The sequence below is a fragment of the Pseudomonas sp. PMCC200344 genome (assembly GCF_030053095.1).
GTDB classification, from domain to species: Bacteria; Pseudomonadota; Gammaproteobacteria; order Pseudomonadales; family Pseudomonadaceae; genus Aquipseudomonas; species Aquipseudomonas svalbardensis.
The window spans coordinates 3,005,158-3,030,814 of sequence record NZ_CP125618.1 but is presented as its reverse complement, the minus strand read 5'-3'; the positions used below and the strand labels follow the sequence as shown (position 1 = coordinate 3,030,814).

Sequence of the window (25,657 nt, the reverse complement as noted above, 5' to 3'; positions counted from 1 at the left end):
GTACCGCCGTCATCGCGAGCAGGCCCGTTTCACATTAGGTCAGGCTGTGAAATCGCTGGCCTGCAGCTCCTTGACACCCACCATTTCGAATTCGAACTCGGGGGTGGCGTCGGCGTTGACACTGCCGTAGAGAATGCCATCGGCAAAGCGCAGTTGGCCGGTGGCGTTGGCAGGGTCGAAGGCATTGCTGCCGATGAACGTGAAGGCGTCGACGGTAGCGGTCAGCGGGTTGGCGTCCAGGCCGGTGAAATCCAGATGATCGCCCTCGGTGCTCTTGAAACCGCTGATCACATCGCGCAAAACCCCGACGCCCATGTCCGACAGGGCACCAAACGCGTAGGTATCCGCGCCAGTGCCACCGGTGAGGTTGTCGGTGCCTGCACCGCCGATCAGCCGGTCATCGCCCGAACCGCCCACCAGCGTGTCGTTGCCCGCACCACCGTTCAGAACGTTCGCGGCGCTGTTGCCCGACAGACTGTCGGCGTAGGCGCTTCCCGTCAGGTTTTCTAAGAGTTTCAGGGTGTCGAGCCCGGAACCCACGGTGTTTTGTTGCGCTGACGTCGACAGGTTTACGGTAACGCCGGACAGGGCGCGCTCAAAGGACACCGTGTCAATGCCATCGCGCCCGTCCAGCACGTTGTTGCCGGCTCCGGCGAACAGCGTGTTGTCCAGCGCGTTGCCCGTACCATTGGCGGCGCCAGTGCTATCGACATACAGATTCTCGACGTTATTGCCGAGGGAATAGGCCGCCAGGCTGCTGTGCACGCTGTCGATCCCTCCAGCCACCACATTGCTGTTGGTTTCGATCACGGTGTCGTCGGCGTTGTCGACATAGTAAGTGTCGTCGCCATCGCCGCCGCTCATGCTGTCGGCCCCTGCGGCACCATCGAGCACGTTGTCGGCGGCATTGCCGGTGATGAAGTTGCGCCGCTCATTGCCGGTGCCGTCGATCTCCGACACCCCGGTGAGCACCAGGTTCTCGAGATTGGCGCCCAGTGTCCAGCTGACCGAGGCTTGCACGGTATCGATCTGCGAGGTCGAGTTGTTGGTTTCCACCACGCTGTCGAACGCGTTATCGACCACGTAGATGTCGTTGCCATCGCCACCGGTCATGGTGTCGGCGCCCAAGTCGCCATCCAGTGTGTCGTTGCCCGAGCTGCCCACCAGGGTATCCGCTTGATCAGTACCGGAAATCATCCCGCCTTGGTTCTGAGCGTTGTCGAAAATAGCCTGAACGCTGTTGTTGTCGTTGGGGTTGCCCTGGAAGCCAAGGTCATTGGCAATGTAATCGGCCAAACGCTGGCCGACGATTTCCGCCGATTCCTCATGCAAGTGCCAGACGTCGTCGGGATACACCAGCGGATCGACCTCGTAGCGCAAGGGCAGGTCGGTGTAGTCCACCGCCAGCTTGACGTCGGCGCGCTCGGCGGCGATGGCTTCCTGGGCGGCGCGGACATAGCCAACCCCCTCGACGATGGAGGCAATCTTGTCTTCCGAGTAGCCACGGGCACGCGCCGCGTCCTGCTCGTAGTGACCGGTTTCCATCATGTACACGCTGAAGCTGCCGAACTGGGCATGCAGGTAATCAAACACGTTCAGGGTCGCGGCCTTGTAGGCCGCTGCTGCCGCCGGTTTGTCCGTGGCGCGGGCGATCTCCTGGGCGGCTTCCTCGCCCTGGCCCCAGATGATGCCCATGGTGACATTATCGATGGATTTGAGTTCGGTGAGCTGGTCCTGCAGCAATGCCACGGCACGCAACAGCGCAGGCCCGGGTTGGTTGGTGTCGGTCAGCCACCAGCACAACTTGAGTTGCTCGGCGCCCAGGGTCGACAGGCCGTTGACCGTGCTGCCACCCACCGCGATGTCAATGCCATTGCCATCGGCGTCGGTGAACTGGCTGCGCACGTCATAGGTGGTGTAACGGTCCAGGTCTTTGACCAGCATCGAGGTGCCGGACTGATCGTCGTCCTCCGTCATGCGCAACAGGCGCGCATTGGATTGGCCGAGTGTGGGCAGGTAGAGGATGTCTTGCTGGGCGCGCTCGCCGAACACGAAGTCGCTGGCGGTCAGGGTGTTGAGGTAGTTGCCGTTGAGGGCGATTTCGAAGCGATTGCCATCGGCGTCGGCCTCGGCGGATTTGATGTAGGTCTTGTCGCCGGCCGCGTTGAGGGTCATGTACAACGTGCCATTGCTGCCATCGCCGAGGCCGAGAAAGCCAAGGCCCGCAACATTGATCTTGTCGACGCCCACGGTGAAGTCATAAATCGTGTCGGTGGCCGTGACACCGCCGGTGTCGTAGTCGCGGTAGCTGTCGAGTACGTTGGTGTAGCGGAAGGCGTCGGCACCGTCGCCGCCGTACAGCGAATCGCGTCCGGCGCCGCCGTCGACGATGTCCGCGCCGGTGCCGGCCTTGATTGTGTCGTTGCCACCGAGGCCGAGGATCAAGTCTGCGCCCGCCGTGCCGTTGAGGCTTTCGGCGTTGTTGGTGCCGGTGATGGTGTTGGCAGGCGCATCGGCCACTACCAAGGCGAAGCTATCGCTGACCGATGCACCGGCCGGGTCCGTGGCTTTGACCAGCACGTTGTAATTGCCGGACGCCGTGCTGATCGGCGTGCCGGAGAACGTCAAGCTGGTGGCATTGAAACTCAGCCAAACGGGCAGGGCGCTGCCGTCGGCGAGGGTCGCGGTGTAGGTCAGCGCATCCTGGTTGGCATCGGTGAAACTGTCGTGGGTTACGGTGTAGTTGAACGGCGTGCTTTCGGTGGCGTTCTGGTCGAGGAGGGGGATGGCCACCACCGGCGCTACATTGCTGGGGGTGTTTTGGTCGGCGAAGACGAAATGACTCGCCGTCAGGCTGTTCACCAGGTTGCCCGCCAGTGACACTTCGAAGCGGTTGCCGTTGGCGTCGACGGTGAGATCCTTGAGGTAGGTTCGGTTGCTCGAAGCGCTGTAGGTCATTTGCAGCGTGCCGTTCAGGCCATTACCCAGGCCCGTGTAGCCGATTGCCGAGACATCGATCTTGTCGGCAGCCACATCGAAATCGAGGATCTGGTCACTGGCACTGGTGGACCCGGTGCGGTAGCTGTCGAGTTTTGAGGTGTAGCGGAATACGTCGGCACCCGCGCCGCCGGTGAGTTTGTCAGCGCCGGTGCCGCCGACCAGAATGTCGTCGCCGGCGCCGCCATTAAGGGTGTCGTTACCGGCGCCACCGAACAGTTGTTCGTTGGCAGCGGTGCCCGTCAGCGTGTCGTTGTTCGGCGTGCCATTGATCACAGTGGGTGCGGCGGGTACGTCCTGTACGGCCAGGGTAAAGCTGTCGCTGACGGTTGCATTGCTGCCATCGGACACGGTGACCTGTATGGAGTAATTGCCCGATGCCGTATCGCTTGGCGTGCCGCTGAAAGTACGGGTGGCGGCGTCGAAGGTCAGCCAACCGGGCAGGGCGCTGCCATTGGCCAGTTTGGCGGTGTAACTGAGGCTCTCGTTATCCGGATCGGTAAAACTGGTGGCCGGCACCACGTAGCTGAACGGGGTATTTTCAGTGGCGTTCTGATCCAGCAATGCCGTTGCCACCACCGGCGCATGGTTGACCGTTGGCGAAGTGGCAAAGACGAAATTGGCGCTGGTCAGTTTGTCGAGGTAATTGCCGTCCAGCGCTACCTCGAAGCGGTTGCCATTGGCGTCGGCAGTCAGGGTCTTGATGTAAGTCTTGGTGCCGGCAGTGTTGAGCGCCAGGTACACGGTGTTGTTTTTGCCGTCCCCCAGGCCGGTGAAACCCATGGCCGAGAGGTCGATTTTGTCGGCGGTGATATCAAAATCGGTGATCAGGTCGCCAAGGTTGGCACCGCCGGTGTTGTAGTTGCGGTAACTGTCCAGCCGATTGGAGAACACAAAGATGTCCGCTCCGGCGCCACCGGTGAGGGTGTCCATACCGGCACCGCCGTCGAGCTTGTCGTCGCCCGCGCCGCCACTGAGGCTGTCGTTACCCGCCAGGCCGAGCAGGGTGTCGGCCGAATCGCTACCCAGCAGCGAGTCACTGCCGCTGGTGCCGGTGACCACCCGATTGAAGATGAAGTTGCTGGCGGTCAGGGTGCTGGCGAGGTTGCCCGAGAGAATCAACTCGAAGCGATTGCCGCTGGCGTCGGCATCGTAGTCCTTGATGTAGGTGCGGTCGTTGCTGGCGCTGTAGCTGACCTGCAAGGTGCCACCACGGCCATTGCCCAGGCCCGTGAAGCCGAGGCCGGCGAGGTCGATCTTGTCCTGGGTGACGTCGAAGTCGGTGATGGTGTCATCGAAGCTTGCGGTTGCGTTGCGGTAACTGTCGGACTGGGCGACGAAACGGAACGTATCGGCGCCGGTACCGCCGGTGAGTTTGTCGATGCCTGCACCACCCACCAGAATGTCGCCACCGGCCCCGCCATTGATGGTGTCGTTGCCGGCACCGCCGTAGAAAATCTCGCTGGCGGCGCTGCCCAGCAGGGTGTCGTTGCCAGCCGTGCCTTGCACGGTGGTCATCGGCACCGTGGCGCTGACGTAGCTGCCGTCACCATAGACCAGCGTGGCACCCTTGCTGGTGTGGCTGATGGTGTTGCCGATGATGGCATTGCGATCGGTGCCGTCTTCATTGCGCTCTGCAACGCCGTAGGTCGACAGGTTGCTGCCGCTGATGATGTTGCCCTGGATGGTGTTGTCGCTGCCGTTGAAGTACTTGCCGGACACGCCCAAGGTGTCGTCGTAGGACTGGATGATGATCTCCGGTACGGGGCTGCCCAGAGAATTATTGTTAAGCGTGTTGTCGATGATCTCGACGTGGTTACTGCCGTAGATGCGGATCCCGGCGCTGGTGTTGTCGTGAATGTCGACGCCGCTGACAGTCACCTCGCTGGACAGTTTGATCAGCACGCCTTCGGCGCCGTTGCCGTACACCTCGCCACCGGTGATGGTGATGTTGCTGGGGGAGGGGATGTCCTCGCTGCCGCGCTGCACCACGATGCCATTGCCGCCATTGTTGTAGGCAACGTTGTTGGTGAGCGTGAAGTCGTGGGTGCTGGTAACGACGTTGAAACCGTGGCGGTCATTGTCGTAGGCGACGTTGTTTTCGAAGGTGCTGTCGCTGAGGAAGTCAGCAACGAAGCCGTCCAGGCCATTGCCGTGGGACACGCTGTTCTTGATGACCATGTTGACGGTCTGCTCGTGGGGGTCGAAACCGTACCCGGAGCAATCCTTGATCTCGACGCTGTCGAGGGTGACGTTTGAGTCGTAGCCTGCTTCGCCGGGAATGTAGCCGTTGAACCAACCGTCGATCTTGCCCGTGGTGTTGTCACGGTTGCCGTCGATGGTGAGGTTGCTGACGCCGAAGTCGTGGGTTTCCTCGCCATAGGCGGAGCGGATGACACCCGTGATCTTGGTGTCGGAACCATCAGCCACCTTGACGGTGGTTTCGCCCATGCCGTCGCCGTACAGGTAGACGTTGCTCTTGAGCATCAGGCAACCGTCGGAGGGTTCCTCACCTCCCGAAACGATGTAAGTTCCGGTCGGCATATACACCTGCCCCCCGCCTGCTGCGGCCGCTGCATCAATCGCACTTTGTATCGCCGCCGTGTCGTCTGTGATGCCATCTCCTTTGGCGCCAAAATTCTGTACGTTGAAAATCATGAGTTTATCTCCGTATCAGGCTAAAACCTCGAAAGATGCCAATATTCCATCGACAGCCACCGTGTTATGACCCAGCGGAGCGCAAAAGTTGTGACCACATATCGGGGAAGTGTCAAAAAACCGCACTAACTGATCAGCGGTTGTGAGGCGTTTCGAGACAATAACGCTCTGTTGACGCTCGCTCCGTTCAGCCGAATCCAAAACAGAGTCAGAAAAATTGAGCAGGATTGGCTTGTCTCGCAAGACTCGACCGTTGAGCGGTTGAAGGCGATAGCGGGTCAAGGTATCGACAGTCGGGCCGATAAGATCAATAAGTACATTACGGACTGATCCTGCCAACAGTCCGGGGCTGAAGGCGAGGAATCACTTCGACAAGGGAGCATTTTCAACGCATGTTTTTTTAAAGCCTGCGTCGTCTCCTGTGCTGGCCCGTAGCCGTTGTACCGCCTGGAAGCCCTATGAAAAGCAAGCCTCTCGCCCCTCTGCCGCAGATGCAAACCTCCAATCTTTCCCTGACCCGCATGTCTTTGATGGGCTTCTCTTGTCTGTTGTTGTCGATCTTCCTGTTGGCCAGCACCTTGATTGTTTACATCGCCTTCGAGCAAAACCAGGACGCCGAGCGCCGCAGTCGTTTCTATACGGAAAAGGCCGTGCAGTCCCTGGAGAAGTCGGTTCTTTTGACGATCAGGGATTACGCATTCTGGGGCGATGCCTATGAGCACTTGCACAGGAAGGTGGATACCGACTGGGCATTTGTCCGCCAGAATGCCGGCTCGTCGCTGTTTGAGGATTTCGGGTTTGAGGGCGTGTTTGTGATCGACCCAACCGACCGTACGGTGTACTCGGTCATCAATGGGCAGCTGGAATCGATCCCCGCTGAAGACTGGTTGAAACAACCCATCACCGCGCTCATCGAACGTGCACGCATCGATGTCGAAAGCGAAACACCCATCAAGGCGTTTCTCGATGTCGACGGCACCCCGGTGTTGGTCGCTGCCGCGCCCCTGACGCCTGGCACCAACGCCCAGGTCGAAACGGATGACAGGCCTGCCTCAATACTGTTGTTCGTCTCCAGGCTCAATGCTGCCCGATTGAGCGCCATGGCCAGTGATTTCGGGATTGCTCAATTGCGCGTGGCCTCAGGTGATAGTGCAGCGCTCGGCACATCGTTTTTGCGTCTGGGGGAAACCGGTACGGCGGGCACCCTGCAGTGGACACCGGCGCAGCCGGGGCATCGGTTGATGACCGTGGTGTTGCCGCTGATCGGTATAGCGGGGCTGATTATCGGACTAATGACCTGGCTTTTTCAGCGGCGTACCACAGCGGCTGCGCAAGTGATGGATGCCAGTTACACCTCCCTGCAGGTCAGTCGCACGGCGTTGGCGGCCAGTGAGGCGCGGTTTCGTGATGTCGCCGAAGCGTCCTCCGACTGGATTTGGGAAATCGATACCGGGTTGCACTTCACCTACCTGTCAGAGCGCTTCGAAACCGTGACGGGACTGCGCAGGGTCGAGTGTCTTGGTCGTCCTATCGATGACTTGCTAGTGTCTGATCAGGGTCCACTTTCCCAGTGGTTGAAAAACCACTCGCGACGGACCAACGCCATCTTGCAATGCAGTTATCTGTCAGGGGACGGGCAAGCCAGGATTTTCCGTCTTTCCGTGCGAGAAATGGAGGGGCTGGGCTATCGCGGCACGGCCAGCGATATCACCGAAGAAGTGGCGGCCCGCCGACGGATCGAATACCTGTCGCAACACGATGCGCTGACGGGCCTGGCGAATCGCGCCCGTATGCAAGAATTCCTCGACGGCAAACTCAAGGCTGCGCCGACCCTGAGTGATCCGTTGGTCATGCTCAGCGTTGACCTGGATCGCTTCAAACCGGTGAATGATTTGCTCGGGCATGCCGCAGGCGATCAAGTGCTCAACGAGGTCTCCAAAAGGCTAGGGCAGTGCTTGCGCTCCGATGACCTGGTCGCCCGAATCGGTGGTGATGAGTTTGTGCTGGTGGTGGCGAATATAGTTTCTCAGGATGAGGTCGAGCACCTGTGCCAGCGCCTGATCGACTGCATCGAACAGCCGTTCCAGATTGATGAGCATGAGGTGTTTATCAGTGCCAGCATTGGCATTGCCATGGCACCGGCTGACGCCACCCTGGCCGACGAGTTGCTGCGCTATGCCGACATCGCGCTGTATGAAGCCAAGGATGCAGGACGCAATACCTGGCGTTTTTACGCGGGCGACATGAATGCTCGAATTCTCGATCGTCGTCAGTTGGAAAGCGATCTGCGTCACGCGATCAAACATGATGAGTTGCGTCTGCACTTTCAGCCGCGCTATCAGATTGCAGGCCGGGTCATGGCAGGTGCCGAAGCGCTGGTACGCTGGGAGCACCCGGTGAGAGGGCTGTTGTCGCCCGACGTTTTCATTCCCATTGCGGAAGAAACCGGGTTGATTCTGCCGCTGAGCAACTGGGTGCTGCACACCGCTTGCACGGACGCGTCGACCTGGCCCGAAGAGCTCTTTGTCTCGGTGAACCTGTCGCCGACAGAGTTCCAACGCGGGCAGCTGGTGTCCAGGGTTCAGGCGGTGTTAAAGCAGACCGGTTTGAATCCGGCCCGGCTGGAATTGGAACTGACCGAGAATGTCATGCTGGACGACGCCAAGGGCGCACTGCAGATCATGCACGATTTGAAAGCCTTGGGTGTTCGCCTGGCAATGGACGATTTCGGCACTGGGTACTCGTCATTGAGCTACCTGCGTTCATTTCCTTTCGATGGGTTGAAGATCGATCGCAGCTTTATTTCCGGGCTGGCCGCCAGCGGTGACGATCAGTCGATCATCGAGGCCATCGTTGGGCTGGGCAGGGCACTGTCGCTGACAGTCACGGCGGAGGGGGTGGAAACGATCGAGCAACTTCAGGCGTTGCAGGATGCACGGTGCGATGAGGTTCAAGGGTATTTCTTGAGCCGGCCTATGGATGCGCAGGCGATTGGACACTTGATTGGCGTCCACGCGAAGCATTCAGGGCTGCGAGCGCTGGCCGAAAGCGCTCACGCTGAAAGTTAACACGTCAGTTGCGCACGCTTTACTGCACCAGTTGCTCGACCAACTCTGGCGTCACGTAGTGCGGCCCGTCGAACAGGTAGAGCGGATATCCGTCATAGGCCGCCAGTTGCGGTCTGAGCTCGGCAGCGGTCGCGGAGCGGAAGCCGCCACCAAAGTTGGGGCGGAAGGCTTCGACGATGATCCGCACACGATCTTTGCCCAGGCGCTTGCTCAGGGCGTCGGCGTAGGTTCGCGCGACCGGTGCAGTGCGGGCGTACACGCCGACACCGTCCTGGAAGAACACGCCAATGTCATCTGGTAGCCATTGCTTGAGCCATTCGGCGGTGGCGACGGGGCCGATATTGGCACCGTCATAAACGCTGATCCACAACGGTCGCGGCAGCTTGGCCAGCAGCGCGGGCAGTTCTTTGGCGCGGGTCCAGGTGGGGTCGACTTCAGCCGGGAAATACCAACCGGTCACGTGTAACGGCGTAGGCAATCTGGCGATCCGTTCCGAGACAGCGGCCAGTTGTTCGATGTTGTCCCGTGAGCGGTTCTCGCTGAAATAACCCGCCAGCCCCAGGATCACATCCTGCGCCCAGGGTGCCTTGGCGATGCGCGCCCAATCGGGCAGCACCGGTACGGTGGGCAGGCCGGTACCAGGAACGAAGGCCTGATCGTCGACGACTGTCCATTGCACCAGCAGCTCACGCGCTCCCAGTTTTTCCCAGTGTCCGCTGATACCGACGGTCTTGTTGTCCGGCTGCCAGACGATGCCGACAATCTCCGGGGGCAAGGCCTTTTTGTTTGTGACGTAGAGCATGCCGGTTCCTGCGCTGAGGGTGACGGCAAACAACAGCGCGGCGAGGGTAGCGCGACTCGCGGTGTAACCAAGAATCTTCACGGCAGTACCTTGTTGATGCGCTGATGCCATTGGCTCAGCGAGGTGACGCCTTTGGCATTCCAGTTGGCTGCCCCATCAGGGCCAAGGTGGAACTGGCCCTCGTTGAATTGCCAGACGATCACTTGCGGCTTGTGTTCGGCAAAATCCGCCGACTCCAGGTATTGCAGCAGCGTAGCCCACGGACCGACGTCGCCGGGGTTCCAGGTCAGTGCGACGGGACGGTCCAGGGCATTGGAGAGCTTCTGGGTAAAACCCAAATAGGGCTGGACAAAGCTGTTGCCGATCACTTGGACGGGAGCCGGTGCGTCATCAATCAACAGGTCCTTCTCTGCCTGATGGCGCACGGTGTAGATGTCGCGACCGATTGCCTTGCGCTTGGTCGCCGGCAGGAAGTTGCTCGCCAGGTCGCCGAACGCGCGGCGGTCGAACCACTGGCCCAGCGCTGCGCCGCCGCCGGGTTCGCCTTGCAGGCGGTAACGCTCGGTGATCAATTGCGCCGTGGCATCGGCGGTGTTTTCCGCGCTCCAGGCTGTCCAGTGATAATCGGCGCGGTAGAACGCGGTCTGTTTGCCTTGTTCGGTGCGTTGCAGGATGGGCTTGATGTTCAGCGTGGTCAGGCCTGCCTGGGTCAGCTCGTTTTGCAGGTTGTCGTAGCGCTGCATGACCGCAGGACTCAAGGTCTGACCGGCGGGCAGGCGCGCGGCATAAAACGGCGCTTTCATCGGCACCACCAGCACGACGAGTCCGATGTGCTCCCGAGCAAGGTGCTGTTGGAGTTCCTTGACCAGCGCAATGTTGCGGGCCGCTCCGGTGTTGTCGACCTTGTTCAGGCTTTCCCAGGCCGGGAACAACCAGCCATTTTCGCCGGTGACTACCGCGGAGGCCGCTTGAATGCAGGTGACCGACAGGCTCAACAACAAACCGCCGATCATGGCGGGAAACGGCAGGCGAGATTTCAAGTGAAGGGTCATGGCGCGGTCTGGTCGACAAGGCCAATCAGGCGTGGCGCCTGGCGAGAGCCGACCAGGAACAGGCTATAACGATCGCCGGCCCTGAAGGGCGCGAGCTTCATCGGCAGGCTCGCGTTCTCATTGCAGCTGGCAACCAGCGTCGCCTGCACCGGGTTGATCGTGCGCTGGGCTTGTCCGTTGAACGGCAGCTGGTTGAACACAGGAGCACCGTTGGCGAGTTTGACCTCGGCTTTTTCGCAACCGTTGACCAGGTTGTAGACATTGAGTTCGGCGCGCAGGTCTTTACCGCGCAGCGGCGGGTCGATGACCAGGCGCGGCGCCCGTGCCGGGTCGCTGTCGAGAATCAGCGTGACCCACGCACTTTTTGGTGCGCTGAGGCCTTTTATCTCGCGACCATTGACGGTCACGTGCAACGGCTGTCGCGAGTCCACGACCTGAAAGGGGCTGGCCACTGCGGTCTGTGCGGCAAGGGCAAAACTCGGGCCTTGGCCCACCTGGACTTGCATGGCGGTATCGCTGGGATTGACCACCCGCACCCAGGCGGAACCCTCGGGCAGTTTTGGCGCATACAGCTGGGCGATTTCAGGGGCGGCCTGTGCCCACATCGGGACCAGGCCAAGACCCAGCCACAAACACATTCGAACGTTCATGTAAGCCCTCAATAGGAATAAGTCAGGCGAGCGAACACGCCTTCGGCGCGGTCATCGCCCAGCACCTTCACGCGGTACTGCAGAGAAAAGTCCACATAGGAACGGGGGGCGTTGTACGCATCTTCGCGGAACCAGTATCGGACGTTGTTACCGATACCAACGCCGCCGGCCTTGCCCGATGATGAGTCCGTACTGCCGTCGGTGTCCGTCTTGCTGTTCATCTTGGAGTCGTAGTCGAACGCGGCCACGACATGGGGGAAACTCACCCAGCGCGAGCCTGTGCCGCCGATGGCGTAGCTGCGACCCACCTGCCATTCGCTGTTGAAGTAGTCGCGCGAGTCGTTGACGTAATGACCGGCTTCAGCGAACAACTGCGAGGTCCACCAACTGGAGGCATCCACCCGCAGATCGGTCCCGATGCTTGAGCCGTAGCCCAGACGCACCAGCCAGTCACCGTCGACGTCCGACGATCCCAAGGGGAATGTACGCTCGACGGCGGCCATCACGTTCAGCGATGTGAAGGGTTTGACCCGGACACCCACGGCGCCTTGCAGCGCATCGAGACCGGTATCCGAATCGCCGTTCTTGCTCCACAGCGTGTCGGTGATGCGTCCGTAGAGTTCGACAAAACGTGCGTTGCGATAGCCCAAGGGACGCCAGGAAAGCTCGGTGCTGTTTTGCAGGCTGTCATTGCTGTTGCTGCCGCTACTCGGGGCTGCACTCAGACCACTGCTCGAACTGTTACCGCGATAACTGGTGGTGCTGGTCAAACCCCAGGTGCGCGACACATCGGCCACCGCGCGACGGGTGTCGAACAGTTGCTGTGGGGACATGTCGAGTTCACCGGCATTTTTTGCGTCGATGACTCGCTTGAAATAGGTGACGGCTTGCTCGTCGTCATTGACCCGCATGGCGTTGTAGGCCGCGTCCTGGGTCGCCGTCGGCGTAAGTCGGGTGTCGGCATCAGCCTTGCGGAACGAAGTGTGGGCACCGTCATCGTCTCCGGCCTGGACCGACAAATAAGCGATCTGCAGGTCGCTCATCGATTCCAGTTCGCCCGTGTCCCGCGCTTGTTGCAGCCGTTCGCGCGCGGTTCGGCGCTGGCCGATGGCGGCATACAGACTGGCTTCTTCGTAAGCGGGAAGGCTGGCCAGTGCCAGTGCCTGGGTGAAGTCCTTGCGCGCCCCGGCATCGTCACCCGATTGCTGACGCAGACGGCCGCGCTGGGCGAGCAGACGAGCATCATCGCCCGTGAGCTTGAGACCTTCGCTGGCTGCTGCGATGGCTTCGGGCACACGTTTCTGATCACTCAGGGCGCTGACCAGCAGTCGGCGGTACGCCGGATTCTGTGGCGCGCGGGCAATGGCTTCGTTCGCCAGGGCAACCGCCGTCGCAGGGTCTTTGCGGGCCAGGGCCGCGTAGGCTTGGCCGGCCATGTCGGTTCCGCCATCACGCTGGTTGCCCGGCCAGATATCACAGACCAGGCCGAAGGCCGTTTCCTGACAGTTCAAGGCCGGAGCAGGGAAGTGGGCAATAACGTTCGCGCCGTTGTTTTTCTGCCGCAACGCCATTCGGGCGGCGGTGCGTCTGCGGGCCACTTCACCGCCTTCATCGTCGGCCAATGATTGCAGATGATCGAGCGCTTGTTGAGGCTCGTCATGCGCCAGTGCAGCGTCCGCGGCGAAAAAGCGAATGTCACGGGTTTCCGCTTCCAGCAGGCCATCGATGGCCAGCGCGTGATTCAGGTCAGCCTGGGCTGCCTGAGTTTTGCCCTGACGATCACGGGCGTAGCTGCGCAGAATCCACGGTGCGATTTCACCGTCGTCCTGAGCCAGTGCGCCTGACGCGGCCCGTTCTGCAGCAGGGTAATCCTTGGCAGCGAGCAGGGCACTGATCAGCAGTTGCTGATTGGCGCCGATTTCCGGAGCCCAGGCGACGGCTTTTCTGGCCTGGTCCACGGCCAGGGACACTTGGCCTTGCTCCAGGGCACGATAACCCTCAACCGCCAGCGGGGCGGCCAATTGACGACGAATCGCTTCGCGACGCATCAGCAAGGTATCGTCGTCCGGGAACACGGCAAGCGCCTGGGTGGTGGCTTGATCCGCTTCCTGCAAGTGCTGTTGGCGCTGCAAGGACTCGATCAGCAGCAATCGATAATCCATGCGTTTGGGCGCCTGGGCGATGGCTTTGCGTGCCGATTGGGCAGCCGTGCCGAAGTCATCGCGATCGTAGGCCTTGAACGCCTGGGCCGCGGCGCCGAAGCCTGGGGCCTGACGCGACTGGGGGTAGCGTTTGGGATGATCACGCAGTTCCTTGTCGCGCTGAGCCAGCACAATCAAGGTGTTCAAGCGGGTGATGTCAGCCCGCTGACGCAAGGCTTCGCGGGCCTTGGCGATGGCCAGGTCGTAATCTTTGCGCTCGTAGGCGCTGTAGGCCTCGTTGGCGGTGACATAGGCCGGGCCGGTCAACGGCAGCGGCAACGTCTCGGCAAGAGCAAGCCCAGGTAACAGGCTTAGCCCCGTGGCCATGAGGGTCAGGAAGGGGCGGTTCATGCCGGAAGCTCCGCAGGGTAGTGGCTGTGCTGACGCGCCACAGCCTTTTCGATGGTGGCGCGGGGCAGCACGCCGCTGTCGACCAGATAGTCGCCGATGCGTCCGTGACGCTGCGGGCGGTACTGCAACATGGTGCGATTGAATACGTCGCGATCCAGCAGGCCCATTTCGATCAACAAGTCACCCAGCAGTGGCGCGCGGGCATCCGGTACGGACTGGTCTTCGCGCACGTTCAGTTGACGCAACTGCGCGACGATTTCGCTTTCCCGGGCAATCAGCTGCACCGGTTCGCTGCCCAGTACATCGCTGACTTGTTGCAGACCTTCGGCCGGCAACGGGCTGGCCACGGCAAGTTGTGCTCGGCCGTCGGCATTCAAGCCAACCGGCACCACCCGCCAGCGCAGAGCGAATTCATCGTCCAGCGTCAGGACCGAGCCTCGTGCCTTGGCGGCCACATCGAACACCCGCGGCAGATCGTTCTGGAAGGCGATGGCTTCCGCCAGTGTCTCGTCGTCCAGCCAGCCATTGCTGAGCAAGATCCGCCCCAATGGCATGTGCCGGGTTTTCTGTTCGTCGAGGGCGCTTTGCAGGTCGGTTTCGTTGATCGCCTGCCAGGACAGCAACACGCTGCCCAACTTACGCGGTGCGAAGGCAACCAGGTCGGTGGACGGGAAGTCGTGCATGGTCTTGTCCCACACCAGTTTGCGGTTCATTACCTTGCCGACGATGAACATGCGCCAGGCGCGGGAGGCGGCCATGAAGTTGACGAAGTTGCCCACTACCATGCGTGGGATGGACAACAATCCATGCTGCCAGCCGTACAGCACGGTGGTGAAATAGCAGCGGTGCGCGATACGCCAGGCCAGCGCGGTACCGTTGGCCAGTAGCAGGTATTTGATGAAGCCGTTGGTTTCAAACGGCGTCGGGAAGCTCACATCCCACAGGCCACTCTGGCGCAGGATGACCAGGCCCAGCAGCTGCACCAGAATCACGTAGGCGATGATGCTGACGAACGCCGTCACCACGCCCTTGCGGTCACGAAACAGCAGATAACGGTTGGCCAGCGAACCGTTCCAGCCCATTTGCTCCCAGCCTTGCAGGCCAATGCCCAGTGTCCAGCGGGCTTTCTGGCGGAACGCGGTACGGAAGGTATCGGGAAAGAATTCCCGCACGCACAACGGCATCTTCAGAGTCGATTCGTAAGGCTTGCGAAACCATGATTTACGCAGCACGCGAAACTGCACCGGGAAGCGCACGAAGATTGCGTTCATGCCGACCTTGGCCAGGCGAGCGCCAACGTCGTAGTCCTCGGTGAGGCTGTCGGTGTTGAACGGCTGGTTCTGGGTTTCCCCGGCCAGCACGCGCAGGGCGCGGTGGGAGAAACAGGTGCCGACCCCGGCAGACGGCACCGTGTCGGTCATGCTTTCACGCACCACCAAATCCTTGCCATGCCATTCGGCGAATTCGTCCATGTAGGTACCAGCCACCCATTCGTACCAGTTGCGCTCCAGCGAAACCACGGGCAACTGGATCATGTCCTTGCGCGGCAGCAAGTAGTTGAACAGCCGCAACTCCAGCGGGTGCAGAACGTCTTCGCTGTCGTGCAATACAACGCCGGCGAAGGTCATGCCGTGGGTTTTCTCGTGCAGGAAGATCGCCTGGATCACCCAGTTCAGGCAGTCGGCCTTGCAGGTCGGCCCGGCATGCGGGACTTCCACGCGATGCAGCTGCTTGTAGCGCCGACGCATGCGTTCCACTTCATCGATGGTGCGCTGGTCATTGATGTAGGTGCCGACGAAGACGACATAGTTCTGGTAATCCAGGGTCGACACCATGTTCTCGATCATCGGTGCGATGACGTCATATTCCAGCCAGGCCGGGACCATGATCGCCAACGGCTGTTCATCCCGGGCCATCAGTTGCTCGGCGGTCAGCGGCCGGTATTTGCGATCCACGGTGAACTTGCGAAACAGGCGGCGAGACCAGTACCACAGGTCAATGAACAGATCGTCCAGGCTGGAGATCAGGATCAGCACCGCGATCACGATGGTCGAGATTTCCAGGAAGCTGTAGTAGTGGGCCAGCCAATAGGGCCAATAAAGCGACGTCATCGAAAGTTTCCGTTACTGGCGATTGCGACGGGCGTTACGGCCGGCCAGCAACAGGATGAGGACCAACAAGATGCCACCCGGAATCAGCCACAACAGCGACGGCTTGCGCCAGGCGTCCAGGCCCTTGGGTTCTTCGTTGTCGATCAATTGGCTGCCGCTTGGGTCTTGGGTGTCGAAGGTGGTTAGTGCACCGTTGTCACCGAGGATGGCCACGTCGCCGCGGGTGAGCAGAATCTGCCTGGCAAAGCGTGGCGCGTCATTGCCCAGGGCGCGATAGACCAGACCGTGCTGGCCGCCGGCATCCACCACTTGCAACGAGGCCAGGTGGTTGAGGGGATGCACGTCCAGCAACACCTGATCCTTGTGATTGATGCGCAGGCGACCCTGCTCATCAACCTGCACCGACTCTTTGCTGTCCTTGATCGGCAGCTCGAAGGCGAGGAAGGCTTTGTCCGGTGTGACCGAGGCTTTCGGGTCGGCACTGACCTTCAGTTGCGCCCGCAGCGGCGAAACACCGACGGCGTCGGCCACCGAAATCACCTGTGGCAAACTGCTCGCCGGATGCTCGAGGTAGGCCTGTGGCACGAGGATTTGCGTGTCCATGGCAAAGCGCGCTGCCATGCCGGAGAAGTCATCACCCAGGGCTGTTTTATCCAGCACGATGTGGCTGGTCGGGAGCACCGAGACCGGGAACGCCTGTGGCGTTTCCAGGCAACGATCGCTGACTGGCTGACGCTGGAACGAAACGCGCAGCACGTTCTTCGAACCGAGGGCGTAACGCGGGATACGTGCTTCGATGCGTTGCTGTTCACCGTTGGCCACGAGCTGTTGCGCGCCAATCAGGTAATCGTTGAGAAACAGCGAGGCCACCGGCGCGGTGTCCGAGGCACCGGGTGCGGCAGACACATCGACTACCGCCTTCACCGGCAGACGACCGTCGTAGGCCACGCTGCCCAGAGGGAAAGAAGTGCTCCAGTCGGATTTGGCCAGCACGTCAATGGCGCCGGGATTTCCGCCCAGGCGCGACAAGGCCACACGACCGTCGGCGCTCAATGGCATTTGTGCTTCGCTGACCGTCAATTGGCGGCTGCGTGCCAGTGCGTTCCAGGCCGTGCTGAACAGGGCCAGCGCCTTACCGGTTGCTTGCGGCGCGATCATCAGTACCGGGCGGGTGCCCAGCAATGCCAGGCGCACGTTGTCAGTGCCGGTGGCGGCCAGACCTGCATTGATATGCCGATCACGCCATTGCGCGAAGGCGTTGGCGGCTGTGGCGTCGAGGCCTTGAATCTGGCTCTGCAACGCGTCCAGCGATTCATTGACGGCTTTGAGCAGTTGCGGGTCGTTGATCGCCAGATCCGCCTGGAGGTTCGGCGTTTGCCCCAACATCAACAGCGCACCGATTTGCGCCGGGTCGGCCAGAACGTGCGCGCCTTTGCCATTGAGGCTGGCAAACGCTGGAATAGCCAGCAGTTCGGCCGGGATGCGCAGGCTGGTCAGGTCGACAGTGTCTTGTACGGCGGGGAAGGGCAGAACGCGGCTGTGCTTGCCAATCCGCTCCAGTGCGACACCGAGACGCCAGGCCGCATCGTAGCTGTCGGCGGACAAGGTGCCCGGCGCGACCATGATTCCCGGTTTACCGGGCAGTGCCGTCCAGGCGGCGCCGACGTCCTGTAACTGGCTGGCGTCGTAGCTGTAATTGAGGCGGGTGTCCGGTTCGATACGCAATACATTGCCGATCGCGCGTTCGTCTTCGCACAACACACGGGACACGACTGACGACCAGGCAATGCCCAGACGCAGCGAACCGCTATCACGCGCTTGCTTGCCCACGCCCAGTGTGGCGCTGGCATCACCTTGGGCTTCGCTGAGCCCTTCGGCGCGTACCGGATAGCCGTCTAGCGACAGCAGCAGCGTGTTGCGTCCACCTTCGCCATTGAGGTAACTGGCGTCGAAATTCAGTGTGGCGTCTGTCAGCGGCACGCCCGCTGGCACGGGAAGATACAGCTCGCGTCGGGCGTCGGTGGAGCCGAGGATGATCGGTGCATCGATCCCCAGATCGCTCAAGCGGATCTCACGCTCTTGTCGGGTGTCGGCGTTGAGTCGGTTGATCGCCTGGGTGAGCGGGCTGTCCGCGGCCAGAGCGAAAGTCGGCATGAGCGCGAGCAGGCTCACGCCACAGGCAAGGGCGCTGAGCGTGCCCGTATGGATGGCAACGGAAGACTTCATTCAGGTAGATCTCGAGCTGATAAGGGGAGGAGCGGTTTGGTTTATAGAGAGGTGAAAGCCGGGAGACTTTTCTCGGGTTCAGGTAGCCCTGACGGGTAGTGCAGGAACTTGGGCAATCGCACCCCAGTCACGACGAAATCATCGACCGGACGGCCCATCAGGGCATCGACGATGCGCGCACTGGCCTTGCCATCACCGTAAGGGTTGGCCGCCTGGGAACATCGGCGCCACAGCAGGTCGTCATCGAACAGTGCGTTGACGCCAGCGATGATCGAGTCCGGCGAGGTGCCGACCAGGCGAACGGTGCCCGCGGCGACAGCTTCGGGGCGTTCAGTCACATCGCGCATCACCAGCACCGGTTTGCCCAGCGACGGCGCTTCTTCCTGCACGCCACCGGAGTCGGTGAGGATCACATGCGCACGTTGCATCAGGCGCACGAAGGCCAGGTAGTCCAGCGGCTTGATCAGGTGCACGTTGGGCAGATCGCCCAGTTGCTCGGTGACCGGGCCCATGACATTGGGGTTCAAGTGCACCGGATAGACGATCTGGATATCAGTGCGCCGCGCCAGATGGCTCAAGGCCTTGCAGATATCCAGGAAGCCTTCGCCAAAGTTTTCCCGGCGATGCCCGGTCACCAGCAGAACCTTGCGGCCGGCTTGCAGGAACGAGAACTGTTGGTCCAGGCTTGCCCGCAGGTCAGCGTCTTGCTCAATGCGCCGCGCCGTCATCTGCAAAGCGTCAATCACCGTATTGCCGGTCACGAAGGCGCGACCTTGAAGGCGTTCGTCGAGCAGGTTCTGGCGCGATTCGTGGGTCGGCGCAAACAGCATGTCCGCACCGAGGTCGATGCAGCGGCGGTTCATTTCTTCTGGCCATGGGCTGTAGATATCGCCGGTTCGCAGTCCTGCTTCGACGTGACCGACCGGGATGCGTCGATGGAACGCAGCCATTGAGGCAACCATGGCTGACGTGGTGTCGCCGTGTACCAGCACCCGGTCCGGGCGGGTCATTTCCAGCACAGGGTCAATCGCCCCGTATAGCGCCGCGGTCAACGAGTTGAGCGACTGGTGCGGCGTCATCACATCGAGGGTGTGATCGGCCTTGAGGTCGAACAGATCCAGCACCTGTTTAAGCATGCTTTGATGTTGGCCGGTGATGCATATCTGCGAATGAATGCCAGGTTCCGCAGCGAGGGCTTTGACTAAAGGCGCCATCTTGATGGCTTCTGGACGGGTACCGAAGATCGAAAGGATTTTAATCCTTGAATGATGGCGAGCGATGATGTCTTCCTTGCGCGGTTTTAGTGCACAGCACAACAACGGCCCAAGTTTTATTGAGACTTGAGCACGCCATCGTTATTTGGATTTAGTAAAGACCGGGGTAATCAGCGTGTCTGATGTTCACTTCATACGAGGTGGTACATCGCCTAAGAACCCGGAGCCGGCCGGATTATTAGCATTGATGGCGAATGTTTTAAAGCGTTATGCGTGCAATTTGTTTTAATAATTAAAGTTTGAAACTTTTGTGGTTGAGGTCGGTCTTGTTTAGTTTTTTATGATTTTAAGAAGGTTTCTCCCGAGTATTTACACACCACCAACTCATTGTTTATTAACGATTTTATTTATTTTATATCCATTCGTCAGCTTGAATGAATTATTCATTCATTATAACGGTCGTGATCTATGCGTTTACGGCCTGGCTTTCTAGCGTGAGGGTTATAATAGTCACTGAACTGACGCCTGTATATTGTCATGATGCAATAAGTGTTTTTTCGGAGTAATAAATGAACTTTCCCTTTGCCTTCAATTATTGATAGGCACTCCGCCTATATTGGTTAGGCAGGTGACTCGAAGAAGGGGATCTTTGAGTCACCCATAACAGTGAAGCAACATTCCATCGTCCACCGTTAGAAATGGCGCCGCCGCGGTCCGACGAAGAAACCGCGGCGACCGATCAATCAGGCGGCGGGGAGCAAGCCTTTTTGTTTGGCAACATGAGTCGCCATTGCGTCCATCAAGTCCGGGGACAGGCAGTCGTAGGGTTCCAGGCCAATCTTGCGCAGGCGCTCACGGATGGCCTTCATTTGCGCTGGCGGTGTGCCGGTTTCGATGATGGAGGACACGAACGCCGCGAAGCCCGGCGCAGCCCATCCGCTCTGGGGAGAGAGCTCGGTGTGGACGAAGTCCAGGCCATAAAAGGCATGGTCCTTGTTCTCGATGCGCCCGAAGAGATGGGCGTGGCACTGTTTGCAGGCGTGCCGCTGGATGGTGGCGGTTTCGTCGACAATTTCCAGTTTTTCGCCGTGGGCAATGACGCTGACCTTATCCCGAGGTACTACGGCAATGACGGCGAATGTCGCGTTTTGCGGTTTCCAGCATTTGCTGCAGCCGCACGCGTGGTTATGCAGGGTTTGTGCGTCGATCTTGACCTCGACCTTGTCGGTCGCACACAGGCATTGCAGGGTGCCGTCTGTGAAATTCGCGGCGGCGGGTTGGATACCGTTGTCCAGTGCGGGATGAAGTTTCAAGGTGCTCACGTTGGCTTCTCCGTTTCAGGGTGTTAGACGAACGTGCCTGGGGCCGAGCGGTTGCCTTCGGGCAGGCCTGAGAAAATCATAGTTCAAAGGCACACTAAAAACTGAGATGACCGATGTTCATAAGCGCCTGTAACCCTGGATTTTGAGACTCGTTAGCCAGAAATCAGGTTAGAGTGTTCATCAATGTCTGTTCATAAGGACCCTCCACTCGATTCGCGTAGTCGCGCCAAGCGGTTCCAGCGAACGAACCGGGCAAAAAAACCGTATATCAATCGTTATGTGAAGAATGAATCGTCCGCTGTTTGTTTCTCTAGATGGGCCCAAAGGAGCCGGCAAAACCACACTGTTGGAGGCCGTTACGAAAGTACTGAGGGCAGACAACAAAAAGGTGATCCGACTTTGTGAGAGAAAAAGCGACCCCTTTAGGGGTGAAACAATGACCCTCGTTAACAAACTCGTCAGAAATCCCACCCGGGATTTGGAGTTGGAGGTTTGTGAGCGCTTTGCTGATAGCCGTACCTGGATTTCCCACCACGTGCTGGCTAAACAGCCACCAGGCAGCATCATCTTGATCGATCGCTGGTACCCGTCTGATGCCGCATTTCGCCGGATAGTCCCGTTTGCAGAGATTCTACAGTTGAACATTGATCGAAATGTGCGAGTGCCAGACCTGCATGTAGGGGTTGTCACCGCCCCTGATGTTTCATGGGCGAGGGCAGCGGCACGACGTCGTGGGCTGAGCAGTACCGTGATCCATAAGCTGGAAGAACATGTCGCTTGTACCAAGGCGTTCGAGCGAGCGATAGCAGATCACGGCTGGGTTTTATGCCGTAATGAAGGAACGATCGAAGACGCAACGATGCAGGTGATTTGGGAGATCTATAGAGTCCTTCGATGCCCGTAGGCGCAGTTCGCTGCGCCGGTCTTGATGCGGTTCAGATAGCCGTAGATGTAGATCTTCAGCAGGATTGCGGGGTGGTAAGCAGGCCGGCCTGTGTCAGCTGGAATAGCGCCGTCAAAACCCAAGACGATCAGGTCGAGTTCATCGACGAAGACATCGACTACGCGCACCGGGTTGGTATCGCTGACGTAGTCGTCGAGGCTCTCGGGAAGTAAGGTGCTTTGGCTTCGATGTTCACCTTGGATAAAGCGCTTCATGGGCGATCCCTGCGATGAAACCCTCTGAAATCATAGCAAGGGTTCGCGGAGGCGTTTTTACACACTCTGGGCCGGTAGCTGCCTGTCGCAGACCTAGGGCTACATTGAGGTTTAGCCGTATGAGTCCGGTCAGCCCACCGCCCGGCTACCGGCCCGAGGCTAAGTTGTAGGGTCTACTCCCACGCATTAGTGCGGGCATTGTCCATGGAGTCGGTAAGCTCAATGCTACTGTCCGTGTAAGGCGGTGTTCCTTCTGATTCGAGCGTTATAGATGCCATTCCAGATTCAGAAACGGCGTGTTGGCTTCGGTGCCAGGCGTGTTGGCAGAGTTGTTACCGAACTTGTTCTTCCAGTATTCGTAACCCACCCCGGCAAAGAAGGTGTCTTTCTTGCCGAAAGTGAGCTCGCCCACGTCCACCAGTAAGGCGAGGTGCACGAGCGTCTCGCTCACGGTGTCGTTGCCGAAGCCGTCCTTGCCCTTGGGCGGGATGAAGTTGGCAAAGCCCTTCCATTTGAGCGGTACCGAACCGAGCTGAAATGGAATGTCCCAGGCGGTTTCCAGGTAGTACGTGTCGTTGAAGCGGATATCGTGCTCTTGGGCAAACGGCAAGCCATTGTGGTTGCGCTCGGCGCGGTACATCACACTGAAGTCCCAGAAACCTGGCACGTTGAAATTGATCGTCGGCCCGATGACGAGCATGCGTTTGGCCGGCGCGAAGGCAGTGTTTTTGGTGTTCCAGTCGACGCCACCCGAAAGCGACCAGTCCCGAACGGGTCCCCACTTGAAATCCTGGCCGGATATTTTATTCAGTGAAAGTTGATGGCGATATATCGCATACACCTCGGTAGCACCGTTGTCGCCGCCGGCGGCTGGATCGTCTTTATCGGAAAACAACACCTGCACGTCGAGGAAGTTGCTGCCGTATTTGTATCCGTCAACGTGAGTGAACTCAACGATGTGCTTGGCGATCGGGCCATCGATGCCCGGCTCAGCGAAGTGGGTGCCATACCAGTAACTGATTGAGTTATCGCTCCAGTCGGCAGCTTGCAATGAAGTGGCCGTCGTCAATAACAGAGTACTGATGGCAAAGGTCTGCCGAACGAGAAACGTGCGGTTCTGCATCTTTCATTTCCTTGAGTAGTCGTCCACTTCGGCTTGAGGGACTTTTTTATAGGTGCCGAGAAACTGTCGTTGTTTGAAACCAGCTCAATCGACCGCTGCCACTGCCTCCAACTTTTCACACACCAGCAAATCCACGTAATGAATCGGTTTACTACGATGCTTGAGCATCCCGCCGTTACGCAGATTCAACGCCGCCGTCATCTCCGCCAGAATCGAGAGCGCGACGCTTTCGGGCGCATCGCCGCCAAGGTCCAGGCCCATTGGGTAGTGCAGCTGTAGCAATGCATTCGGGGCAGGATTATGTTGGCGAATGTCGGTCAACAAGCGCTCGGTCCGCTCGCGGGGGCCAAGTTGGCCGATGTAGGCTGGTGCGCCTTGCAGCAATTGGCCGAGCCAGTGTCGGTCCTGGCGGTAGCTGTGCGTCATGACGGCCACTGCGGCCCCCTCAATCAACGGTCCGAGGACGATGGAGGCGTCGAGGTTCGCGACGATGACCGCATCGGCCTGCGGAAAGCGTTCAGGGCGGGCAAAGTGGCTGCGACTGTCGATCACGCTGACGTGCCAGCCCAGCAGTTTGCTCATGCGCACCAGTGGCTGGGCGTCGTGGCCGGCGCCGAAGATCACCAGGCGCGGAGGCGGAGCCACGTATTCGAAGAACACTTCGACTTCTCCACGGGCATCGGTGTAGAGCCGCAGAGAGGATTTTTTCTCGGTGAGTGTTTTGCGCAGGTCTTTGCGGATGCTGCTGTCGAGTGCGCGATTGCGCAGCGCGGGGCTTGCGTGCGACACCACCCGATCACCGACCCGCACCGACGTGTGGCGAGACGTGGCAATGATGGTCGCCATGGCCGCGGGTTGGAGACTGTCACGCACCTGTCGCAACAGTTCGATGGCCAATGACGGGGTCTTCGCGCGCAGGCGTTCGAGCATGACGAAAACCGTGCCGTTGCAGCCGAGGCCGAAGGTCAGGACGCTTTGGTCATCGTCTTCATCTTCGGTGGCGCCGGTGCTGTAGCGGCGCACCACCGGCTCGCCGGAATCGGTCAGCCACCAGGCCTTTTTGGCCAGGTCCTGTTCCAGGCATCCGCCGCTGACGGTGCCGATGGTTCGGCCGTGGAGGGGAATGAGCATGCGTGCGCCGGGGCGGCGGTAGGCCGAGCCTTCGACCTTGACCACGGTGGCGAGGACGGTTTCTTCGCCTTGCCGGGCGCAGGTTTCAATGGCTTGGAGGAGGTCGTTGAGGCCGGACATGGTGTGTTATCCCAAAAGTCGGTGCGCAACCTGTTGGAACCGGCAAACCAGCTCCAACAAGCGGTTGTGTTGGCGGTTGGATCAGTCGACGACATGCATCAACTGCTGCACCCCTTCCCACGCTTCAGCGCGCATGCGCTCCAGATCCAGCCCCGGAATCACGCCGTCGTCGACCACCAGCCGCCCCCCGACCATGCTGTACCGCACGGCAATCGGCTCACCCGCGACCACCGGCGCCAGCGCGATATCGTGGAAGCCGAAGAACCGTGGATGATCGAGGCCATAGATCACCAGATCCGCAGCCTGGCCAACTTCCAGCGTTCCGACCGAACCCAGCCCCAACACTTGCGCGCCGCCGGCCGAGCCCCAATGAATCACATCTTCGGCGGTGGTCGCCGAAGCCCCTTGTTCGGCGCGATGAATCAACCACGCCGTGTGCGCCTCACCGACCATACTTCCGGATTCGTTCGATGCCACGCCATCCACCCCAAGCGATATTGGCACCCCAGCCTCATACATTTGTGGTACCGGCGCGACGCCGCTGCCCAGCCGTGCGTTGCTCACCGGGCAATGAGAAATGCCAGTGCCGGTTTGCGCGAGCATGCGGATTTCCCCCGGCTGCAAATGCACCGCGTGAGCGAACCAGACGTCGGGGCCGAGCCATTCGTGTTCGGCGACGAATTCCACCGGCAGGCAGTTGTATTTCTCGCGACAAAAGTTGACGTAGTTCTGCGTCTCCGAGAGGTGCGTGTGCAAGCGCAATCCAAGGCCGCGAGCGGTGTGCGCAAGCTCGCGCAGCAAGGTGGGCGGCAGCGAGAACGTCGGCGTGGTCGGCGCCACCACCACTCGACGCATCGCATCTGGAGTGTCCTGGTGGTACCGCGATTTGAGCCGTTCGATGTCACCGACCATCTGCTCCAGCGTCTCCGGTTGCAGCGCCGTTTTCGAGAATCCCGGATGGGCGCTGGCGGACTCCAGGGCGCCGCCCCGGCACAGCACAAAACGCATCCCGAACGTGTCAGCCGTGTCGAACAGCAGGTCGCCGGTCTCGGTTGTGCCGTTGGCGTGATAGAGGTAATGGTGATCGGCGCAGGTCGTTACCCCCGACAACAGCAACTCGGCCATGCCTAATCGCGCGGCGATCTGCGCCAGTTGTGGTGTAAAACGGTTGAGGCGCGGGTAGGGCACGCTGGCCAGCCAGCCTTGCAAGTCTTGATTCAAACCTTCGGGCACGGCTTTGAGCAGGTTCTGAAACAGGTGGTGGTGGGTGTTGATCCAGCCTGGGTAGACCACCGAGTGACGGGCATCGATCACTCGTTCGCCGGGTTGCGCAACCAGGCCCTCAGCCATTTCGGCAATGTGCCCGTTCACCACTCGAATGTCTACAGCACCGGCCCGGGCTCGCGGGCCACGCAGGCCGGTCATCACCGCCACCGGGTTTTTGATCAGGATGTTTTGAAGTTGAGTCATGGG

General features: G+C 60.0%; 14 protein-coding genes and 1 pseudogene. 2 read left to right on the top strand and 13 right to left on the bottom strand.

Annotated elements, in window-relative coordinates; translation table 11 throughout:
- Positions 1 to 39 precede the first annotated feature (39 nt).
- A complete protein-coding gene (locus QFW87_RS13700; RefSeq protein ID WP_283190770.1) occupies positions 40 to 5,655 on the bottom strand; it encodes a putative Ig domain-containing protein in 5,616 nt (1,871 codons plus the stop codon).
- Positions 5,656 to 6,113: 458 nt separating this feature from the next.
- Here QFW87_RS13700 and QFW87_RS13695 point away from each other — a divergent pair, with 458 nt between their 5' ends.
- Positions 6,114 to 8,723, top strand: a complete 2,610-nt coding sequence (locus QFW87_RS13695) for an EAL domain-containing protein (protein ID WP_283190769.1) — start codon at positions 6,114 to 6,116, stop codon at positions 8,721 to 8,723.
- Positions 8,724 to 8,742: 19 nt separating this feature from the next.
- On the opposite strand, the gene QFW87_RS13690 is transcribed toward QFW87_RS13695, so the two are convergent.
- The 8 genes from QFW87_RS13690 to gfa all read right to left on the bottom strand — a co-directional run bounded on the left by QFW87_RS13690 (position 8,743) and on the right by gfa (position 20,652).
- Positions 8,743 to 9,636: a hypothetical protein gene (locus QFW87_RS13690; RefSeq protein ID WP_283190768.1), complete on the bottom strand. Its 894-nt coding sequence runs from the start codon at positions 9,634 to 9,636 to the stop codon at positions 8,743 to 8,745.
- A complete protein-coding gene (locus QFW87_RS13685) occupies positions 9,603 to 10,577 on the bottom strand; it encodes a twin-arginine translocation pathway signal (RefSeq protein ID WP_283180314.1) in 975 nt (324 codons plus the stop codon). The genes QFW87_RS13690 and QFW87_RS13685 overlap by 34 nt, the downstream gene beginning before the upstream one ends.
- Positions 10,574 to 11,227 carry an alginate O-acetyltransferase AlgF gene (locus QFW87_RS13680; RefSeq protein ID WP_283180313.1) on the bottom strand — a complete coding sequence of 218 codons (654 nt, stop codon included), beginning with the start codon at positions 11,225 to 11,227 and terminating at the stop codon, positions 10,574 to 10,576. The genes QFW87_RS13685 and QFW87_RS13680 overlap by 4 nt, the downstream gene beginning before the upstream one ends.
- A gap of 8 nt (positions 11,228 to 11,235) precedes the next feature.
- Complete coding sequence (locus QFW87_RS13675) at positions 11,236 to 13,779, bottom strand: bacteriophage N4 adsorption protein A (protein WP_283190767.1); 2,544 nt, start codon at positions 13,777 to 13,779, stop codon at positions 11,236 to 11,238.
- Positions 13,776 to 15,890 (bottom strand): glycosyl transferase family protein, encoded by a 2,115-nt coding sequence (locus QFW87_RS13670; protein ID WP_283180311.1) that lies wholly within the window; start codon positions 15,888 to 15,890, stop codon positions 13,776 to 13,778. Before QFW87_RS13670 ends, QFW87_RS13675 begins: the two co-directional genes overlap by 4 nt.
- 12 nt (positions 15,891 to 15,902) lie before the next feature.
- A complete protein-coding gene (locus QFW87_RS13665; RefSeq protein ID WP_283190766.1) occupies positions 15,903 to 18,116 on the bottom strand; it encodes a hypothetical protein in 2,214 nt (737 codons plus the stop codon).
- A gap of 41 nt (positions 18,117 to 18,157) precedes the next feature.
- Entirely contained in the window at positions 18,158 to 19,396 is a 1,239-nt protein-coding gene (gene wecB / locus QFW87_RS13660) for a UDP-N-acetylglucosamine 2-epimerase (non-hydrolyzing) (RefSeq protein ID WP_283184574.1), read from the bottom strand.
- A 677-nt stretch (positions 19,397 to 20,073) separates the two neighbouring features.
- Positions 20,074 to 20,652: an S-(hydroxymethyl)glutathione synthase gene (gene gfa / locus QFW87_RS13655; RefSeq protein WP_283190765.1), complete on the bottom strand. Its 579-nt coding sequence runs from the start codon at positions 20,650 to 20,652 to the stop codon at positions 20,074 to 20,076.
- A 286-nt stretch (positions 20,653 to 20,938) separates the two neighbouring features.
- Here gfa and QFW87_RS13650 point away from each other — a divergent pair, with 286 nt between their 5' ends.
- Complete coding sequence (locus QFW87_RS13650; protein ID WP_283180308.1) at positions 20,939 to 21,556, top strand: dTMP kinase; 618 nt, start codon at positions 20,939 to 20,941, stop codon at positions 21,554 to 21,556.
- A 17-nt stretch (positions 21,557 to 21,573) separates the two neighbouring features.
- On the opposite strand, the pseudogene QFW87_RS13645 reads toward QFW87_RS13650, so the two are convergent.
- The 4 genes and pseudogenes from QFW87_RS13645 to QFW87_RS13630 form a co-directional block, all read right to left on the bottom strand.
- Positions 21,574 to 21,810 (bottom strand): annotated as a pseudogene (locus QFW87_RS13645) (transposase); the annotation flags it as partial.
- A gap of 265 nt (positions 21,811 to 22,075) precedes the next feature.
- A complete protein-coding gene (locus QFW87_RS13640) occupies positions 22,076 to 22,933 on the bottom strand; it encodes a hypothetical protein (RefSeq protein ID WP_283180307.1) in 858 nt (285 codons plus the stop codon).
- A gap of 84 nt (positions 22,934 to 23,017) precedes the next feature.
- Entirely contained in the window at positions 23,018 to 24,184 is a 1,167-nt protein-coding gene (locus QFW87_RS13635; RefSeq protein ID WP_283190764.1) for an XdhC/CoxI family protein, read from the bottom strand.
- Positions 24,185 to 24,265: 81 nt separating this feature from the next.
- Positions 24,266 to 25,654, bottom strand: a complete 1,389-nt coding sequence (locus tag QFW87_RS13630) for an amidohydrolase family protein (RefSeq protein ID WP_283190763.1) — start codon at positions 25,652 to 25,654, stop codon at positions 24,266 to 24,268.
- Positions 25,655 to 25,657 lie beyond the last annotated feature (3 nt).